General features: G+C 41.7%; 17 protein-coding genes. 11 read left to right on the forward strand and 6 right to left on the reverse strand.

What is annotated here, in order from left to right; genetic code table 11:
• Nucleotides 1–35 precede the first annotated feature (35 nt).
• Nucleotides 36–935, forward strand: a complete 900-nt coding sequence (gene xerD, locus ACFQZS_RS09310) for a site-specific tyrosine recombinase XerD (protein WP_377099502.1) — start codon at nucleotides 36–38, stop codon at nucleotides 933–935.
• Between the two features lie 75 nt (nucleotides 936–1,010).
• A complete protein-coding gene (locus ACFQZS_RS09315) occupies nucleotides 1,011–1,883 on the forward strand; it encodes a YitT family protein (protein ID WP_377099504.1) in 873 nt (290 codons plus the stop codon).
• A 231-nt stretch (nucleotides 1,884–2,114) separates the two neighbouring features.
• Here ACFQZS_RS09315 and msrA read toward each other — a convergent pair whose 3' ends face one another.
• Both msrA and ACFQZS_RS09325 read right to left on the reverse strand, forming a co-directional pair.
• A complete protein-coding gene (msrA, locus tag ACFQZS_RS09320) occupies nucleotides 2,115–2,765 on the reverse strand; it encodes a peptide-methionine (S)-S-oxide reductase MsrA (RefSeq protein ID WP_377099506.1) in 651 nt (216 codons plus the stop codon).
• A gap of 73 nt (nucleotides 2,766–2,838) precedes the next feature.
• Nucleotides 2,839–3,117 carry a DUF3820 family protein gene (locus tag ACFQZS_RS09325; protein WP_377099508.1) on the reverse strand — a complete coding sequence of 93 codons (279 nt, stop codon included), beginning with the start codon at nucleotides 3,115–3,117 and terminating at the stop codon, nucleotides 2,839–2,841.
• 116 nt (nucleotides 3,118–3,233) lie between these two features.
• Here ACFQZS_RS09325 and ACFQZS_RS09330 point away from each other — a divergent pair, with 116 nt between their 5' ends.
• From ACFQZS_RS09330 to ACFQZS_RS09340, 3 genes are read left to right on the forward strand one after another with little or no spacing between them, the layout of a single operon-like run.
• On the forward strand, nucleotides 3,234–4,106 hold the full coding sequence (locus ACFQZS_RS09330) for a sugar phosphate isomerase/epimerase family protein (RefSeq protein WP_377099510.1): 873 nt from the start codon (nucleotides 3,234–3,236) through the stop codon (nucleotides 4,104–4,106).
• 33 nt (nucleotides 4,107–4,139) lie between these two features.
• Nucleotides 4,140–5,462: an MFS transporter gene (locus tag ACFQZS_RS09335; protein ID WP_377099512.1), complete on the forward strand. Its 1,323-nt coding sequence runs from the start codon at nucleotides 4,140–4,142 to the stop codon at nucleotides 5,460–5,462.
• 6 nt (nucleotides 5,463–5,468) lie between these two features.
• The gene (locus tag ACFQZS_RS09340; protein WP_377099514.1) at nucleotides 5,469–6,467 is read left to right on the forward strand and encodes a Gfo/Idh/MocA family protein; all 999 of its coding nucleotides are present in this window, start codon (nucleotides 5,469–5,471) and stop codon (nucleotides 6,465–6,467) included.
• A 140-nt stretch (nucleotides 6,468–6,607) separates the two neighbouring features.
• Here the strand turns inward: ACFQZS_RS09340 and ACFQZS_RS09345 are convergent, their stop codons facing one another.
• Both ACFQZS_RS09345 and ACFQZS_RS09350 read right to left on the reverse strand, forming a co-directional pair.
• A complete protein-coding gene (locus tag ACFQZS_RS09345; protein WP_377099516.1) occupies nucleotides 6,608–8,005 on the reverse strand; it encodes an MBL fold metallo-hydrolase in 1,398 nt (465 codons plus the stop codon).
• A 54-nt stretch (nucleotides 8,006–8,059) separates the two neighbouring features.
• Complete coding sequence (locus ACFQZS_RS09350) at nucleotides 8,060–8,839, reverse strand: SAM hydrolase/SAM-dependent halogenase family protein (protein ID WP_377099518.1); 780 nt, start codon at nucleotides 8,837–8,839, stop codon at nucleotides 8,060–8,062.
• 100 nt (nucleotides 8,840–8,939) lie between these two features.
• On the opposite strand from ACFQZS_RS09350, the gene ACFQZS_RS09355 reads away from it, so the two are divergent.
• The 4 genes from ACFQZS_RS09355 (at nucleotide 8,940) to ACFQZS_RS09370 (ending at nucleotide 12,289) form a co-directional block, all read left to right on the forward strand.
• The gene (locus tag ACFQZS_RS09355) at nucleotides 8,940–9,896 is read left to right on the forward strand and encodes a PhoH family protein (RefSeq protein ID WP_377099520.1); all 957 of its coding nucleotides are present in this window, start codon (nucleotides 8,940–8,942) and stop codon (nucleotides 9,894–9,896) included.
• An 85-nt stretch (nucleotides 9,897–9,981) separates the two neighbouring features.
• A complete protein-coding gene (locus ACFQZS_RS09360; RefSeq protein WP_377099522.1) occupies nucleotides 9,982–10,926 on the forward strand; it encodes a phosphoribosylaminoimidazolesuccinocarboxamide synthase in 945 nt (314 codons plus the stop codon).
• A 52-nt stretch (nucleotides 10,927–10,978) separates the two neighbouring features.
• Nucleotides 10,979–11,356, forward strand: a complete 378-nt coding sequence (locus tag ACFQZS_RS09365) for an STAS domain-containing protein (protein WP_377099524.1) — start codon at nucleotides 10,979–10,981, stop codon at nucleotides 11,354–11,356.
• A gap of 21 nt (nucleotides 11,357–11,377) precedes the next feature.
• The gene (locus tag ACFQZS_RS09370) at nucleotides 11,378–12,289 is read left to right on the forward strand and encodes a ribonuclease Z (protein WP_377099526.1); all 912 of its coding nucleotides are present in this window, start codon (nucleotides 11,378–11,380) and stop codon (nucleotides 12,287–12,289) included.
• Between the two features lie 43 nt (nucleotides 12,290–12,332).
• Here the strand turns inward: ACFQZS_RS09370 and ACFQZS_RS09375 are convergent, their stop codons facing one another.
• Both ACFQZS_RS09375 and ACFQZS_RS09380 read right to left on the reverse strand, forming a co-directional pair.
• The gene (locus tag ACFQZS_RS09375) at nucleotides 12,333–13,280 is read right to left on the reverse strand and encodes an MlaD family protein (RefSeq protein WP_377099528.1); all 948 of its coding nucleotides are present in this window, start codon (nucleotides 13,278–13,280) and stop codon (nucleotides 12,333–12,335) included.
• Between the two features lie 10 nt (nucleotides 13,281–13,290).
• Nucleotides 13,291–14,211: an N-acetylmuramoyl-L-alanine amidase family protein gene (locus ACFQZS_RS09380; RefSeq protein WP_377099530.1), complete on the reverse strand. Its 921-nt coding sequence runs from the start codon at nucleotides 14,209–14,211 to the stop codon at nucleotides 13,291–13,293.
• 52 nt (nucleotides 14,212–14,263) lie between these two features.
• Here ACFQZS_RS09380 and ACFQZS_RS09385 point away from each other — a divergent pair, with 52 nt between their 5' ends.
• Complete coding sequence (locus tag ACFQZS_RS09385) at nucleotides 14,264–16,996, forward strand: putative LPS assembly protein LptD (RefSeq protein ID WP_377099532.1); 2,733 nt, start codon at nucleotides 14,264–14,266, stop codon at nucleotides 16,994–16,996.
• Nucleotides 16,996–18,243, forward strand: a complete 1,248-nt coding sequence (locus tag ACFQZS_RS09390; RefSeq protein WP_377099534.1) for a competence/damage-inducible protein A — start codon at nucleotides 16,996–16,998, stop codon at nucleotides 18,241–18,243. Before ACFQZS_RS09385 ends, ACFQZS_RS09390 begins: the two co-directional genes overlap by 1 nt.
• The last annotated feature ends 43 nt before the right edge of the window (nucleotides 18,244–18,286 follow it).

Consider the following 18,286-nt stretch of genomic DNA (forward strand, 5'->3'; position numbering starts at 1 on the left):
AAACTTAAATATAAATCAATCAAAAGTAAAATCTATTGGACTGGCCATCGGCAATAAAAGGATTTAAAGTGTATATGAAGCTGGAGCGATCGCTATCAGCTAACTCTGTAGAAGCCTATAGCAGGGATATTGAAAAACTGTTTCAGTTTGCGCAAACCGGTGAAGTAACTTTAAAACCGGAGCAAATAACACTGACCGATCTTCGTCGCTTTATTGGTTTTATTAATGAATTAGGTGTGCTGCCGTCCTCACAGGCTCGGATACTCTCCGGTGTAAAAGCATTTTACAAATACCTGCTTACCGAAGATCTGATAGTGAGTGACCCATCAGAATTGTTGGAGTCGCCCAAAATTCAACGTAAACTACCCGACACGCTCAGTTATAGCGACATCAATAAATTAATAGCTGCTATTGATCTGTCAAAACCCGAAGGCCCCCGCAACAAGGCCATAATGGAGGTGCTATACGGCTGCGGGTTGCGTGTATCAGAATTAACGGAACTGAAACTATCCAACCTTTACCTGGATATTGAATTTGTAAAAGTTACAGGCAAAGGAAGCAAAGAACGTTTGGTACCTATCGGCGGCGAAGCTATAAAGGCGCTAAAAATCTGGATTGATAATGTAAGGGTGCACATCCCCATAAAAAAAAGCGAAGAGGACTTTGTGTTTTTAAACCGCAGGGGGGCGAGGCTTAGCAGGGTGTATATATTTATGATGATAAAGGATTTGGCCCTTACAACAGGTTTGCAGAAAACAATAAGTCCGCACACATTCAGACATTCCTTTGCAACGCATTTGGTGGAGGGCGGTGCTGATTTGCGCGCAGTGCAGGAGATGCTGGGCCACGAGAGTATTACCACTACCGAGATCTACACCCACCTCGATCGTGAGTATTTAAAAAGCACTATTATTCAGCATCATCCGCGTAATTAGCTCAATTTTCTGAGTCGTAACACTTCAATTCTACCATATTTTTCCTATTTTACAGCACCTTGAAAGATATATGCTATGACGAGAAAAACCAGTACGAGAACCGAAGCATCAAAAATTGCAATGATAGTAGCCGGTATTATATCTGCTGCTTTTGGATTAAAAGGCTTTTTAATTCCTAATCATTTTATTGACGGTGGCGTTACAGGTATCTCTCTTTTAGTTAGCTCCATAACCGGCTGGCCGCTGTCGATTCTGTTATTTATAATCAACATCCCGTTTATTTGGTTGGGCTATAAACGTGTGGATAGAATTTTTGCTTTGAAAACGCTGGTAGCTATTGTTGTGCTGGCATTGATACTGTTTTTGGTAGAGTTTCCGGACATTACAAACGATAAACTCCTCACAGCGGTATTCGGTGGTTTTTTCCTCGGATTGGGTATTGGTTTGGCTATGCGCGGCGGCTGTGTTATTGATGGTACCGAGCTGCTGGCTGTATACATCAACCCAAAATCTTTCCTTTCTATCGGGCAGATCATCCTGGTAATAAACATTGTAATATTTTGTATAGCCGCTTTTTTTCTCGGAGTAGAGTCGGCTATGTATTCCATTTTAACTTACCTGGCTGCCTCAGAAACGATAAATTATGTAATACAAGGTTTTGATGAGTTTACGGCAGTAACCATTATATCACCAAAAAGCGAGCTGATCAAAAACGTTATTATGCGCCACCTGCACAGGGGAGTAACCGTTTACAAAGGCGAGCGCGGGTTTGGCAAAACCGTTTTTGAAGATAAAGACATTGATATATTGTTTACGGTAATAACCCGCCTTGATGTGCAGCGCCTTGTAACCCGTGTGCAGCAGATAGACCCCAACGCTTTCATTACCACCCATTCTGTATCTGAAGTAAGAGGAGGCTTGGTAAAACGACTAAATATCGGTCATTAAGTCGCTCTAAATCCGTTTAAAACCAATCAAAACATTTTGGCTAAAGCCGCATAATATGTTTTAATGAACCGTTGGCTAAAGCCAAACGGCAGTGAACTGAACCTTCCTATACGTGCCAATCATTGCCGTCACATTTATGTGACGGATATTATGAGTAAAGAAAAAGGGCTTTAGCCAAAGTTTAAGAGCGGTTTCGAGCTGTTAAGTCGAGATGCCAAGGTCACCACAAGCTTACTTTTTAAACTCGGGTTTTAACAATTCCGGAACAGCCTTGCGCATTTTCATTACTTTCGGAACTGATACGGTGCGTATGTAACCTCTGTCCTGATGTTCGCGATAGTAACCCTGATGATAGGCTTCGCCACCGTAAAATGCGTTATATGCTGCAACTTGCGTTACAATAGGGCCTTTATAATGCTTTGACGCGTTCACCTCTTTTATAACTTTCTGAATGACCTCTTTTTCAGCAGGCGTGCGGTAAAATATCGCCGAGCGATAGCTGGTGCCTTCATCAGGTCCTTGACGATTCAATGTAGTGGGGTCGTGCGCATAAAAAAACGCGGTAACCAGTTGTTCGTAGCTTATCACTTTTGGGTCATAGTAAACCTGTACTGCTTCGGCATGCCCTGTTTCTTCTGTACAAACATCTGCATAGGATGGATTTGGCAATTTACCGCCAGAATAGCCTGCTATAACCTGCTCCACGCCCTTTAACTCAGACATGGCTTCCTGCGAGGCCCAAAAGCATCCGGAAGCAAAAGTGGCAACTGCTTTACCAGCTTTAACCGCAGGTACGCGTACAAGCGTTTCGTCTTGTTCCTGCGCGTTTGCGCAGCCGAAAGACATTAATAATAGTGCGATATATAAAATAGATCTCTTCATAATTTTTGTATTTGATCAAATATACGCAGCAAGTTTAATTGCAGATGGTCATTAAAGCGTAAGATTGATTTGGTTAAAATTTTATTTTAGGAATTGTACCCACCGGCGACGATACGTTGTTACGCATAGCGGCTTTAATTAAATCCAGTATACGGGTAAGGCCATTCACTTTTATTTCATAAACGGTTGAGAGCATCATGCCTAATTTGCCCGCGGGCAAGCCTTTGTTTTTAAGCCACTCCAGGTAATACACAGGCAAATCACTTATTAATGTTCCTTTGTATTTGCCAAAGGGCATTTTAGTGGTAACAATATCTGTTAATACCTTAACGTCGGGCTTTATCGGTTCCATGCAGTTGCTAAGATAAACCTTATGCCTTTATCGCGTTAGCAAATGAAAAACTTTTAATAATGGCTAATTAAAAAAACTTAATACCTTAGATTTTCCAATATAAACTGTTCCCAACCATGATATCAAGAAGACATTTTGTTAAAACCTCGGCTATACTGTCTGCAGGAGTTTTGGCCGCCCCGCAATTATTGGCTGCCGATAAAAAGTATATCGGCCTGCAATTGTATACCGTTCGCAACGCTATGCAAAAAGATCCGGCCGGTACATTAGCCAGGGTAGCTGGCATAGGGTATAATTCGGTAGAAGGTGCAACGTATTCAGGCAGTGAGAAATTTTACGGTTTAGATGCCGCAGCATTTTCAAGTTTGCTTAAACAGAATGGTTTAGAAATGCTAAGCGGCCATTATGCGTTGGGCGAAGAAAAAACTAATCCAGGCAGCATACTGACAGGTTGGGAAAAAGCTGTTGACGAAGCAAAAAAAGTAGGGCTGAAATATATGGTATGTGCCTATCTGAACCCGAATGAGCGGGGCAGCCTTGATCATTATAAAAAATTAGGAGCCGATTTTAATAAAGCCGGCGAGCTTTGCGCCAAAGCCGGCATTCAATTTTGTTATCATAATCATGATTTTGAATTTATTCAGCAGGATGGCAAATATCCGTATGAAACGCTTTTAGCCAATACAGATAAGAACCTGGTAAAAATGGAAATGGATATTTACTGGGTTGCCAAAGCAAAGCAAGACCCTATAGCCTTGTTTAACCAGCATCCGGGCCGTTTCCCTTTGTGGCATGTTAAAGACATGGACAATACCCCTCGCGCTAACTTTACCGAAGTAGGCAACGGCGTTATTGATTTTAAAAAGATATTTACGCAGGCCAATAAGGCGGGTATGAAATATTTCTTTGTAGAGCAGGATAGCACACCCGGCGATCCGTTTGATAGTATCACCAAAAGCTTTACTTACATTAAACAGAATTTAGTTTAGGAAAGCAAAAAAGGAAATATCTTTAGCGCGTAAATGGAAGCTAAAAATAACCCCAAAACCATATGGGCGTGGTGCATGTTTGATTGGGCCAACCAATCATACAACATGGTTATCACATCAACTATTTTCCCGGCTTATTATGTGTATATAACAACAACAGCTAAAAATAAGGATATAGTTACGTTTTTTGGCCACAATTACGTTAACACGGTATTGTCTAACTATATGCTGGCTGCTTCGTACCTTATCGTTGCTGCGTTGTTACCCATCCTTACATCCATTGCAGACTATCGCGGTAATAAAAAGCGTTACCTGCAATTATTTACCTGGCTGGGCGCGCTGGCTTGTGTTGGCCTGTTCTGGCTAAAACCCGGCGGGCCCTATGAGTTTGGTATGATCTGTTTTGGCCTGGCATCAATAGGTTATTGCGGAGGCTTTGTGTTTTATAACTCCTATCTGCCCCAAATAGCCAGTCATGACAAACAGGATTCTGTAAGCGCCAAAGGTTTTATTTATGGCTATGTAGGCAGTATTGTAGTACAGATAATTTGTTTTGTGGTGGTTCTGTCGCCGCAAACCTTTGGTTTAAAAGACGATGATATGCCCGCGCGGATCTCTTTTTTAATAGTAGGCGCGTGGTGGCTTGGTTTTTCTATTATCCCATTTAAAATGCTGCCCATGGGTACACCTAATACAGGCTCGCATAAATTTAACGTGCTAACGGGCGGTTTTAAAGAACTGGCAAAAGTTTTCAATAAAGTTAAACAAATGCCTTTGCTAAAGCGCTATTTATCTGCTTTCTTCTTTTATTCCGTTGGTGTGCAAACCATCATGTTAGCTGCGGCTAACTTTGCCGCCAAGGAGCTTAAAATGCCCGAAGACTCGCTCATCACAATCATTTTGGTTATACAGGTTGTGGCTGTTCCGGGTGCTTTATTAGCTGCTAAATCATCAGATAAATATGGTAATACCAGAACACTGATCGGTTTGGTTGCAATTTGGACAGCCGTATGTTTTTGTGTTTTCCTGATAACCAGCTCTACCCAATTTTATGTAGCTGCAGTAGTAGTGGGCATAGTAATGGGAGGGGTGCAATCGCTTTCGCGTTCTACCTACTCTAAATATCTCCCGCAGAACATACCCGATACGGCTTCGTTTTTTAGTTTTTATGATGTTACAGAAAAGCTATCTATTGTTGTGGGATTATTCTGTTTCGGCTTTGTAGAGGCTATGACGCACGAAATGCGCGATTCAACTTTGGCGCTCGACGGTTTTTTTGCCGTTGGATTAATATTACTGATATTACTCTTTATAGCAGAAAAACGACACACTAACCCTGTAAATAAATTAAATTAAACCTGTATGAAAATTATACGCTGGGGCATTTTAGGTACCGGATACATTGCCCGCAGATTCGCATCAGATCTGAAACTGGTTGAAGGTGCTCAACTAACTGCCATAGGGTCTCGCAACCTTTCGTCTGCGCAGCAATTTGCTGATGAATATAATGTGGCAAATTACTTTGGCAGCTATGAAGAGTTGGCGGCGTGCAACGATGTTGATGTAGTTTATGTAGCTACACCACATACCCTGCATATGGAGAATACGTTAATGTGCCTCAATAACAACAAGGCGGTATTGTGCGAAAAACCTTTTGCTATTAATAGTCGCGATACGGAGGAAATGATTGCCCTTGCCCGGCAAAAGAAACTTTTTTTGATGGATGCCTTATGGACAAAGTTCCACCCGCATTATATAAAAATGCTGGATATGGTTAAGGGTGGTGAGTTGGGCGATATAAAATTAGTATTATCCAATTTTGGTTATGTAGTAACACCTGAGCATTCAACACGCCTTTTAGATCCGGCCCTGGGCGGAGGTTCAATTTTGGATATCGGCATCTATAATATTTTCACCACGCTGGATGTTTTAGGCGTGCCCGATGATATTAATGTTAAAATAGTTGCCACTGATAAAGGAATTGACGAGCAATGCTCGGTTGTATTCTCGTACAATAATGGCGCAATGGCCAGTCTGTTCTCAACCTTTAGAACTACGTTGGCTACCGAAGCAGAGGTTTGCGGTACTAAAGCCAGAGTAAAACTCACTCCGGATTTTTACACGGCTTCGGCAAATGTAGAGTTGTATGCAGATGGGGGTAAAAAAGATATACCGGTTAACCGCGAAAGCGGTTTTGGCTACCAGTACGAGGCACGCCACGTTAACGAATGCTTAAGGGCAGGGCTAAGCGAGAGCCCCGTAATTCCACATGATTATACTATAATGCTGATGGGTATTCTTGATAAAATACGTGGATTGGCAGGTGTGTCGTATATTGAGGATAAGTATTTTGGGTTGTAGCTAATAGTTTAACTTTTAGCCACTATTGCTAAGATTGTCATTGCGAGGTACGAAGCAATCGCACGCACAAAAGCGCACTATGCAAAGTTCGCGATTGCTTCGTACCTCGCAATGACACATTTTTTTTAGAATAGTCTTATCTACAGTACGTAAGCCACATCCTTCTCAGGAATAGTAACCTTATAACCATCAACTGTCAAAGCATCACTCAACGCCTGCATACTGCCTGTTTCGCCATGTACCAGGAAAATGTTTTTCAATGTTGATTTATCCTGGTGTTTCACCGTATTGATCAGGTCGTTATGATCGCCATGGGCGCTTAATACATCGGTTTGCTTTATAGTTGCATAAACGGCAAGGTCGCGGTCTTTTATATGGACAATAGAGTCGCCGCGCAATAAACGATGACCTAAAGTTCCTTTAGCGCAATATCCAATAAAGAGGATGGTACAATAATAGTTCTGAATGTTATAAAACAGGTGATCCTGAATACGCCCGCCCTCCAGCATCCCTGCCGATGAAATGATGATACAAGGCTCGTAATAGTTAGATACCTGGCGGCTGTCTTTCAGCGTTTCAACATAGGTAAGGTTATCAAACTCAAATTCATCGCCCTGTTTGTTATAAAACTCTTTAGCTTCATCGTTCACAAGGTTGTGGTGTTTTCTGAAAATAGTGGTTGCCATACCGGCCATGGGGCTATCAACAAACACTTTTACCTTAGGTAATAAGCCGCTGCTGAAAATTTTATTGAGCGAAAACACGAGCGATTGCGTTCTGCCGATACTGAACGCGGGAATGATCAAGCGGCCCTGTTCTTTGATACAAACTTTTTCTATTACCTCAACAAAGGTTTCCTCAACCGTTTTACCGTGCGTATGCATGCGCCCGCCGTAGGTTGATTCTGTAACCAGAAAATCAACAGGAGGGATAGGTTCGGGATCATTTAATACCGGGTAGTTTTTACGGCCAATATCACCCGTAAAGGCAATTGATTTTTCTTCCCCTTTATCCATCACCTTAAAAACTGCCGATGCCGCGCCCAACAAATGCCCGGCCGGGATGAAAGTAAGTTCCACATCGCCGCTTATTTTAAAAGGTTTGTTAAAGCCAATGGTAACAAAGCGCTCCATGGCATCCATAACATGCTTTTGCAGGTAAAGTGGCTGCGCGCCGCTGTTAAACTTGCCCTTGTTTTTACCGTATTTATTCTTTTTCCCCGCTTTGTTTAAAAAGATATTCACAGAGTCCATCAGCAGCAATTCGGTAAGGTCTGCAGTGGGAGGGGTGCACAGTATTTGCCCGGCAAAACCTAACCTTACCAAAGTTGGTATATTGCCCGAATGATCTATATGTGCGTGGGTTAAAACAACAACATCAATATCCCGCGGGTCGAATGGGAAATTTTCGTTGGTGTGAATGCTGTGGTCTTTCTCGTAGTCAAGCCCGCAATCAATCAGTATTTTGTAATTATCCAGTTCAAGCAAATGCATGCTGCCTGTAACCTGTTGGGCAGCGCCATGTATAGTTAATTTCATTTTATATCTTTCAGCACTTGGCTTGTGGATTTTTTTATCTGCCGTGAAGGGTTTTTAATTACCAAAGTCTATCAAAACACTGTCGCCCAAATTAAGGCCGAGCAGACCGCTGGCGTTGCCTTTGTTAATGGCAATCTCCAGGTGGTCGCTTATTCCAAACAGGCAAAGCTTTTCGCCTTCGGGTACTTCGTTATAATGCCAGCTTAAATGGGTAATGGTTTCGTTACGCTTAAAATATAATGTAAACTGCCTGCCCTGTTGTATACGGTTAAAAAACTCTTTGGTAATATTAGTTATAACGTTCTGAAAAGAATCAATATAGATAACCACGCCTTTTATCAGATTTTTTTCAATAACGGGCTGCAGGTTCATTTTGTTTTCAACGCTGTTTACGGGCAAACCAATTTCGCTTAGTTTCCCCCCATTCGCCATGTGTACTGCCGCCTTAACAAATATATCTGCCAGCGGAAAATGCAGGAATTTAAGATCCTGCATAATATTAAGCTCTACCATTTCATCAGGGGCATCGTTAAACATCAGCGAAAAAATGCCATTATCGGCCCCTATAAAAAAATGATTTTTGTATTGTACACCCAGGTAGCGGGTTTGTTCGTTAAAAACGGTATCAATACCTATAAGGTGTACCGTTCCCTCGGGAAAGTAGTAATAACTGTTTTTTAAGATAAAGGCTGCCTGCTGTACATTAAAGGCGGCAACGCTATGCGTTATATCAACAATTGTAACCGTGGGCAATAACTTTAGGATGCTTCCTTTAAGGGCGGCCTGGTATATATCCTTGTCGCCCAAATCAGTAGTTAAAGTTATAATTGCCATTAATTTTTTAAATATTTATTGCTAATCTTGTACAGGCAGCAAACGCTGCAAATATTCAATTTTAATTCATAAAAATCGGCAACAAAATAATCATTTACTATTGAACGAACTTAAATTATCTATCGAAAACATAAACCCGGCAGTGTTGTGGGGGCCTAATAATGATCATTTTGAGATCATTAAAAAGCAATATCCAAAGCTTAAAATTGTTGCGCGTGGCAATGATGTAAAAATATTAGGAGATGATGCCGAACTTTCATTGTTTCAGGAGAAATTTACGCACTTGTTACAGCACGTTGAGCGTTATGATAATTTAAGCATTACTGATATTGAGCGGATATTAGGCTCAAAGGTTGATAAAGCCGCTGCTCCGGAAAGTGTTGACAAATCAACCACCGGAGACGTGATTGTTTTTGGCCCCAACGGTGTAATGGTTAAAGCGCGTACCGCCAACCAGCACAAAATGGTGGATAGCATTAACAGAAGCGACATTTTGTTTGCTATTGGCCCGGCCGGTACAGGTAAAACTTATACCGCTGTTGCCCTTGCAGTAAGGGCGCTGAAGAACAAGGAGATTAAGCGTATTATTTTAACCCGCCCCGCTGTTGAAGCAGGAGAGAATCTTGGCTTTTTGCCCGGCGATTTAAAAGAGAAGATAGATCCTTACCTGCGGCCATTGTATGATGCTTTGGATGATATGATACCTGCCGAAAAACTTAAAGTATATCTGGAGAACCGTACTATCGAGATAGCTCCGCTGGCGTTTATGCGCGGCCGTACGCTGGATAACTGCTTTGTGATTTTGGATGAGGCCCAGAACGCTACAGATATGCAATTGAAGATGTTTTTAACGCGTATGGGGCCGTCGGCAAAGTTTATTGTTACGGGTGATGTTACGCAGATAGACTTACCAAAAAAGCAGCAGTCGGGCTTGCACACGGCCCTGCGTATTTTAACTGATATTAAAGGCATTGATATAGTTTACCTGAGTGGCGAAGACGTGGTAAGACACAAACTGGTACGTAAAATTTTAGCTGCTTACGGGGATATTCAATAGAGTGACGTGTGACGGGTAATGAGTGACGAGTTAATCACTTGTATATAATAACCCGTCACTCGTCACCCGCAACTCGACACTAACAATGAACGCAATAAAAGAAACACATTTTAATTTTGAAGGACAAACCGCCTTTTACAAAGGCAAGGTGCGCGATGTTTATACTGTAAAAGATAAGTACCTGGTAATGGTGGTTAGCGACCGCATATCTGCTTTTGATGTGGTGCTGCCTGAGCCTATACCTTACAAGGGGCAGGTGTTAAACCAGATTGCCGCAAAATTTTTAAAGGCCACGGCTGATATTGTACCTAATTGGGTAATAAATGTACCCGATCCAAGCGTTACTATTGGCCGTATTTGCGAGCCATTTAAGGTGGAGATGGTGATACGCGGTTACCTGGCCGGCCATGCAGCGCGGGAGTATGCTTTAGGTAAGCGCCAGGTTTGCGGTGTTAGCTTACCCGATGATTTAAAAGAGAACGATAAACTGCCTGAGCCTATAATAACACCGACCACAAAAGCGTCAGTTGGCCATGACGAAGATATTTCGCGTGAAGAGATATTGAGCAGGGGTATAGTATCTGAAGAAGATTACCTGCAACTGGAAAGGTACACCCGTGCGCTTTTTGCCCGTGGTACTGAGATAGCCGCAGCGCAAGGTTTAATTTTGGTTGATACCAAGTACGAATTTGGTAAAGTGGGCGATACCATTTACTTGATTGACGAGATCCATACACCCGATTCATCGCGTTATTTTTATAGCGAGGGCTACGAGGAGCGCCAGCAAAATGCCGAGCCACAAAAGCAATTGTCAAAGGAGTTTGTACGCAGGTGGTTAATTGAAAATGGCTTTCAAGGCAAGGAAGGACAGGTAGTGCCCGTTATGACGCCCGAAAAGGTGCAGTCAATATCCGAAAGGTATATTGAGCTTTACGAAAAAATAACAGGAGAAGGTTTTGTAAAACCAGAGGGAGAAAATGTTTTAAACAGGGTAGAGCAGGCTATTAATAATGCGCTGTCCGGTTTATAAGTTTTCTTTTTAAGAATATTCCTATATTAGCAGAACAATAGAAAGAAATAAGATGAAGTTTACCGTTGATAAACACGAAAAATATATATTACTGAAGTTGAATGAGTCAAAGTTAAACTCATTGATAACCCCTCAGTTAAAGTCTGAATTGATACTAACAAACACCGAAGGGCAGCGTAACATAATACTTGATCTTTCGCAGGTTAAATTTGCCGATTCTTCAGGTTTAAGCAGTTTATTAGTAGGTCATCGCCTGTGTAAAAATGCATCTGGTTCTTTTATCCTTACCGGCCTTAATGATGCTGTTTCGCGTTTGGTTACTATATCACAACTGGAAACGGTACTTACTATCGTTCCTTCATGCGAGGAAGCCATAGACCTGATATTTATGGAAGAGATAGAAAAAGAATTGAAAAAAGAAGCAAGATAAACCCTAAATTGTTTACCTGGTATGAGATTCGAAGTAACCATATTAGGGAGCAGTTCGGCTACACCCATTTATAACAGAAACCCTACTTCGCAGGTGCTCAATGTAAACGAGCGCCTGTATTTGATTGATTGTGGCGAAGGTACGCAACAACAAATGCTGCGGTTTGATATAAAAGCCAGTCGTATAGATCACATATTCATCAGCCATTTACATGGCGACCACTATCTGGGCCTTGTTGGTTTACTGTCCTCTCTGCATCTAAACGGCCGAAAAAAACCGCTTTTTCTTTTCGGCCCGGCTCCGCTAAAGGAAATTATTGATTTGCAGCTAAAATACTCAGAAACGGTATTGCAATACCCCATAGAGTTTACCCCTACAGACGCTAATAAAATAGAAACGTTGTTGGCTAATGAAGATGTGACAGTAGATACCATTCCACTTGACCATCGCATAGCCTGCACGGGATTTTTATTCCGTGAAAAAAAGCGCTTACGTAAATTGATTAAGGAGGAGATTGAGCGATTGGATGTACCTGTTCATTTATACACAGCTATTAAAAAAGGGGCAGATTATACGGCGCCTGACGGTAAAGTGTACCAAAATGATTTGCTATCTATAGACTCTGCTACGCCACGAACGTATTGCTACTGTTCTGACACTATGCCTGTTGAAAAATACTATGAGCAAATAACCGGTGCAGACCTGTTGTATCACGAAGCTACCTTTCTAAATACTATGCTTGACAGGGCAAAAGAAACGCATCATACCACGGCACTACAGGCGGGCGAAATTGCCTTAAATAATCAGGTAAAAAAGCTGTTGATAGGCCACTTCTCGGCACGTTATAAAGTGCTGGATGAATTGCTTGAAGAAGCCCGATCTGTATTCCCGGACACTGAACTGGCCATTGAAGGGAAGACGTTTTTGATTTAAGTAGCTACTTGATACTGCCTAAAAAGCTACTTGCTACCAAACCCTACTTATCCTTTCCGCCGCCAAACACAGAGAAGTGCACGTAACGTTTTGGATTAGCTTTCAGGTCAATAAACAGGGCATCTAAATTATTAGATGCGCTTTGCAAATTGCGGTACAACTGCTGGTCGTTTAATAATAAACCTAACGAGCCATTATTACTATTGATCTTAGCTGTAGTGGCTTGCAGATCAGCCATAGCCTTATTAGCATTATCAAGCGTTTGTTTAATGTTGCCATTGGCAATATCAGTGCTAAAACGGTCGAAATTGCCTGTTATCTTATTCAAATTGGCCGCGCTTACTTTTAAGCTGGCTGTTACATCTTCTGTATTGGTTAAAATGCCGTTAATATGGCCCGTTTGCGCGCCAACTAAATTGTCAATTTTTTTAGTTGTACCCTCTAAAGTTTGCAAAGAGTTGGCAATGCTGTTAAAGCTACGATCAACATTGCGCTGAAAATTTGGATTTAATATTTTGTTGATGGCCGCTAAAGACGAATCTAACTTATTCATCAGGTTTTCGGCTTTGGTTTGAATAGGTTGAAGACTTTCTGTAAGGCTGCCTTGTATATCAGCCTGAAGCGTATCTTTATTTTCTTTATATTGTTTACTATCGCCCAATTCAAAAACAATGGCTTTGCTACCTAGCAGGTCAGTACTTACCAAGCGGGCAACTGTGTTTACCGGGATGTTATATTTTGAGTCTACCTTAAATTCAACCGTAGTATGGCCAGACTGACCCAGTTCCATTTTGGATACGTGCCCTATAGGAAAGCCATTTACCAATACCGGTTTTGAAACCGAAAGGCCATCTACACTTTGATATATAGCATAAAATTTATTTGAGCTCGAGAATACGTCGTTTCCCCTCAGAAAACTATATCCTAATATCAATATTGTGATAGCTACAGCTGTTAGCGCGCCTATTTTGGTTTCGTTTGAAATTTTCAAAGTATGTTGTTTAATTTCTTATTACTGTTTGTTCAACCTGAAGTTTATAGCTTTTAATTGCCCGCAATATTGATGCAACTATTTCTTCCTGTCCTTTTTCGGAGTTAAGATAATCCTCTTCTTCTAAATTAGTTATATAACCTATCTCAATCAAAACCGAGGGCATCGCGGCATGTACCAAAACATTAAGGCTCTGTTCCCTAATTCCCTCTAATCTTCTTCCGTCTACGCTAACAAATTCATCGGCAAGAATGTTTGCAAGGGTTATGCTTTTCTGTCTAAAACGTCTTAAATACTCATTTGTTAAAATAATGGTGATCGGATCATTCGGATCTGCTTCATCGTCCATTTGACTTACCTGATTGCTTTTAATTTCCTTCTGCTGCTCACCTGATCTTTTTAAACCATACACCAGCATTAAAACACCCTTGCCAGATCTGTCTATCACACTTCTGGTGCTATAAACAGCCCTGCCTTTTTTAGTGCCTACACGCTCGCGTATTGTTTTATTCGGAAGCGCGTTGCAGTGTATAGAAATAAATAAATCTCCTTTATTCTCATTTGCTATTTCCGGCCTGCGTTGTAATGATACGTCGGTTTCGGTTTTACGGGTCATAACTACATTTACACCCTCTATATCTTTTTCTATGGCCTTTTGCAATTTTTGAGCAACCATAAGCGTTACACCTCTTTCAGTTGAATAAATGCCTGAAGAGCCTACTGAAAATTTACCCGGTCCTGGCGGATTAGGCTTAACACCATGGCCGGCATCAATAACAATTGTTCTTAATTTATAACCGGTATTTATAACCGTGTCGTTTTTAACCGAAGGTGTTAATATAGAAGAGGCTGACGTCGGTGAAAACAATAAAATACCTGCGCCTAATAGGGGTAGTGCATAAATCAATCTTTTCAATGCCTTATTTTTCATTATTTTTGAGCGCTGTTAACTATATCTGCAAATATATTATTCGAAATCAATTTTGAAATTTATTAACCTGTTTTTTCTATTTGCAATTATTTTAATGGTTGGTATGGTTGCTGCGGAAGGCCGCACACATCGTACTATTATTAACGCTGCAATAGCAGATACTATTATCCCCCTTAAGTCTACCGACAAATATCCGCTTTTGAACAAGAAGCAGGGTATCCCGTTGGGTAGCCCTGAAAATATTAAACCGCTTAGCGATACATTGCGTTTAAGCGATACAACAAAAAAAGATTCGAGCAGCCTTACCGACCAACTGGAAGCAACTGCCAAAGACTCGACGGTTACTATTAACAATGATACCGTGCGGTTTTATGGTGGCGCACGTTTAAAGTACGGTGATTTTTCGCTCGATGCCGATTTTATAGAAGTTGATAAAACCAAAAAGATAGTATTTGCGCGGGGTACCCATGATCCTGTAACAGGCAGGTATTTCGGTCGCCCAATTGTTAAGCAGGGCTCAGACGCACCAATAACTTCAGACTCATTAAGGTCTAATTACGAAACCAAAATGGGAAAGACCTGGAACTTGCTAACCCAACAGGAAACCAATTATATATCGCACGGGCAGGCAAAAAAAATTAGCGAAACCGAAGTGGCATATCATAATGTTATTTTTAGTGCCTGTGATAAACCGGACCCCGATTATGGAATTGTGATTACCCGGGGTATTATGGAAAAGAAACGCATCATATCAGGCCCGGCTTACCTTATGATAGCAGGTGTGCCTATGCCATTGGGTCTGCCTTTTGGCTTTTTTCCTAAAACTGATACCAAGACCTCTGGTGTTATATTACCTACTTTTGGCGAAGATGCTACGCTGGGTTTTTTTCTGCGTGGCTTTGGTTATTACTTTGCCATAAATGATTATATGGACCTTACCACTACCGGAACGTATTACTCCAATGGGTCATACGAGGTAACCAGCGCCATGAATTATCAGAAGCGATACAAGTACAACGGCGGGCTTACACTTAGTTATGGTTCGCACAATTACGGCCTGGCAGGAGACCCTGCTGCTACAGATTTCCATATCAACTGGAACCATTCGCAAAGCCCTAATGCTAACCCGGGCAGAACTTTCAGCGCATCCGTTAGTGCAGGTACATCAAGCTTTTATCAAAATAATCCGGCAACAACGGGTTATAATTTGCAGTCGCTAACGCAAAACCAGCTGCAATCGTCAATTTCTTACGCGCGCATATGGCAAGGCACGCCGTTTGCACTAAACATTAGTTTAGCGCATAATCAGGATCTGACAAGAAAAACAGTTAATCTTGATTTTCCTCGTGTTACGTTCAGCATGTCAACCATAAACCCGTTTGACAAGCGCGACCGTGTGGGCGAGCAAAAATGGTATCAGCGCATTACCGTAGGTTACACCTTAAATGCAACAAATAATTTATCTAATATTCCGGAAAAGGAATTATTTACTACACATACCCTTACAAAACGGATGCGTAGCGGTGTTACGCATCAAATCCCCGTAGGCTTGAGTTTAAATGTTTTAAAGTATTTCCAGTTTAATACCGGCTTTAACTATAACGAATATTGGGCTTTTCAAACAACCAGGCAACGTTTTGGCCGTGCAGATTCGTTAATTACTGATACGGTTCCGGGTTTTACCCGTGCCGGGGATTATTCCCTGAGCGGCGGCTTCAGTACAAAAATTTACGGAACAAAAAATCTTAAGATCGGATCACTAAGGGCAATACGGCACGTTATTACACCTAATATTAATTTTTCTTACCGGCCAGATTATTCGGGGTTAAATAGGGCATACAATAAAGTTGTGGTAAGTAATGCCACTGTGCCGTATCCGGTAATAGCTAGGCGTTATTCCATTTTTAACGGATCGGCAGTTGCCGGGCCGGCAGGCGGAACGTCCGCAGGGGTGGGTATTGGTATTGATAATAATATTGAAGCAAAAGTGCGGGCCAAAAGTACTGATAGCGTGCAAACCGACCGGAAGATAATACTTTTACAGGGTTTAAGCTTTAATACATTTTATAACATTGCAGCCGATTCTTTCAAGCTTGCAGATATCACATTTTCCGGCCATACCTCCATAATTCACGATCGTGTAAATATCAATTTTGGCGGAACGTTTGACCCATATAGCACCAAAATTCTCGACTCAATATCTAATAACCAGATTGTAAGAGTTGCACGCCGTGTAAACCGTTATACCTGGCAAGACGGAAGGTTCCCGGCACTGGTAAATTTTTCATTAACTATAGGAGGTAGCTTAAATGCGGCTGCTTTAAAACAACCGGCTAACAAGCAACTTCCACCGGGCCAGAATATGTTAGGGGCTACACCAGACCAAGCTGATAAACTTGCACTGTTAAATAGCGACCCCGGCGCGTACATTGATTTTAAAGTTCCGTGGAACCTGACATTCAATTACAACTTTAGCTATTTTAACAGCTATACGGGTTCAACAGTAGCAAATACCATTATGGTTAATGGTGATGTTAGCATTACCCAAAAATGGAAAGTGCAATTTAATACCAACTACGATTTAAAGTTGGCCAAGTTAAGCAGTGCAACATCATTTGCTATATATCGCGACCTGCACTGTTGGGACCTTGCAATAAGCTGGCTACCTTTTGGTTACTACAAATCATATAACGTTACGCTGAAGGTACGATCAGATATATTGCAGGCGCTGAAACTAACTAAGCGAAGCGACTACACCAGCAACGGCCTTTTTAACAGATACTAATGCGCGCAGAAGTTATTACCATAGGCGATGAAATACTGATCGGTCAGATAGTTGATACTAATTCAGCCTGGATGGCCCGCCAGTTAAATAATATCGGAATTAAAATTAAGCAGATCTCATCAGTATCTGATGATCGTCAGCATATTTTAAACGCGCTGGTCGAAGCAGCCTCGAGAGCCGATATTATTTTAATTACGGGCGGGTTGGGCCCAACAAAAGATGATATTACAAAAAACACGCTGGCAGAGTACTTTAATGTAGCACTGGTTGAAAATGCAGAAACTTTAGCCAACGTTACACGCATTTTTGCAAAGTCAAACCGGCCCATGTTAGATATTAATAAGGCCCAGGCGCTGGTACCCCAAAATTGCGAAGTTTTAATAAACCACAACGGCACCGCGCCGGGCATGTGGTTTGAAAGCGATGGCAAGATCTATGTGTCTATGCCTGGTGTACCATTCGAGATGATGTACCTGATGGATGAACAGGTTATCCCGCGCCTAAAAACGGCATTCAAACTTCCCGAAATTATTCACAAAACAATGCTTACCGCAGGCGAAGGCGAATCGTTTTTGGCTATCCGCATAGCGGATATTGAAGATAGGCTGCCGGAACACGTAAAATTAGCTTATTTACCCAAATTAGGGCAGGTAAGGCTGCGTCTGAGCGCGTATGATGGCGGCACTGCCAACCTTGAACAGGAAATTAATATGTTCGCCGCTGAAATTGCCGAACGCGTAAGTGATGTTTTGGTTGCAACGGAAGATGTAACGCTTGAAAAAGCGGTACTTAACGTAATGGAAAGCAAAGGCCTTACGCTTTCTGTCGCCGAAAGCTGTACCGGCGGATATATTGCACATTTGCTTACCCAACACGCGGGTTCCTCAAAAGTATTTGCAGGCGGCGCGGTTACCTACAGCAATACTTTAAAGCAGCAAATTTTAGGCGTGCAGCGCCAAACGCTGGATGTTTATGGCGCCGTGAGTGAAGAAACGGTTAAGGAAATGCTTAACGGCGCATTAAAAAATTTCAACACCAATTTTGCTATAGCTGTTACTGGTATAGCAGGCCCGGATGGCGGCAGCGCCGATAAACCCGTCGGAACTGTTTGGATAGCAGTAGGTTCGATTGAAAAAAAACTGGTAAAAAAATTCACATTCGGCAGCAAAAGGCTGCAAAACATTGAAAGAAGCGCAGCGGGGGCGTTAGCAATGTTGAATACTTTACTAAAGGATGTTGATAAATAATGCGGTATTTTTATAATTTTGACCTCATAACTATATTTTCTGT

It is taken from the genome of Mucilaginibacter calamicampi (genome assembly GCF_042676765.1).
Lineage (GTDB): Bacteria > Bacteroidota > Bacteroidia > Sphingobacteriales > Sphingobacteriaceae > Mucilaginibacter > Mucilaginibacter calamicampi.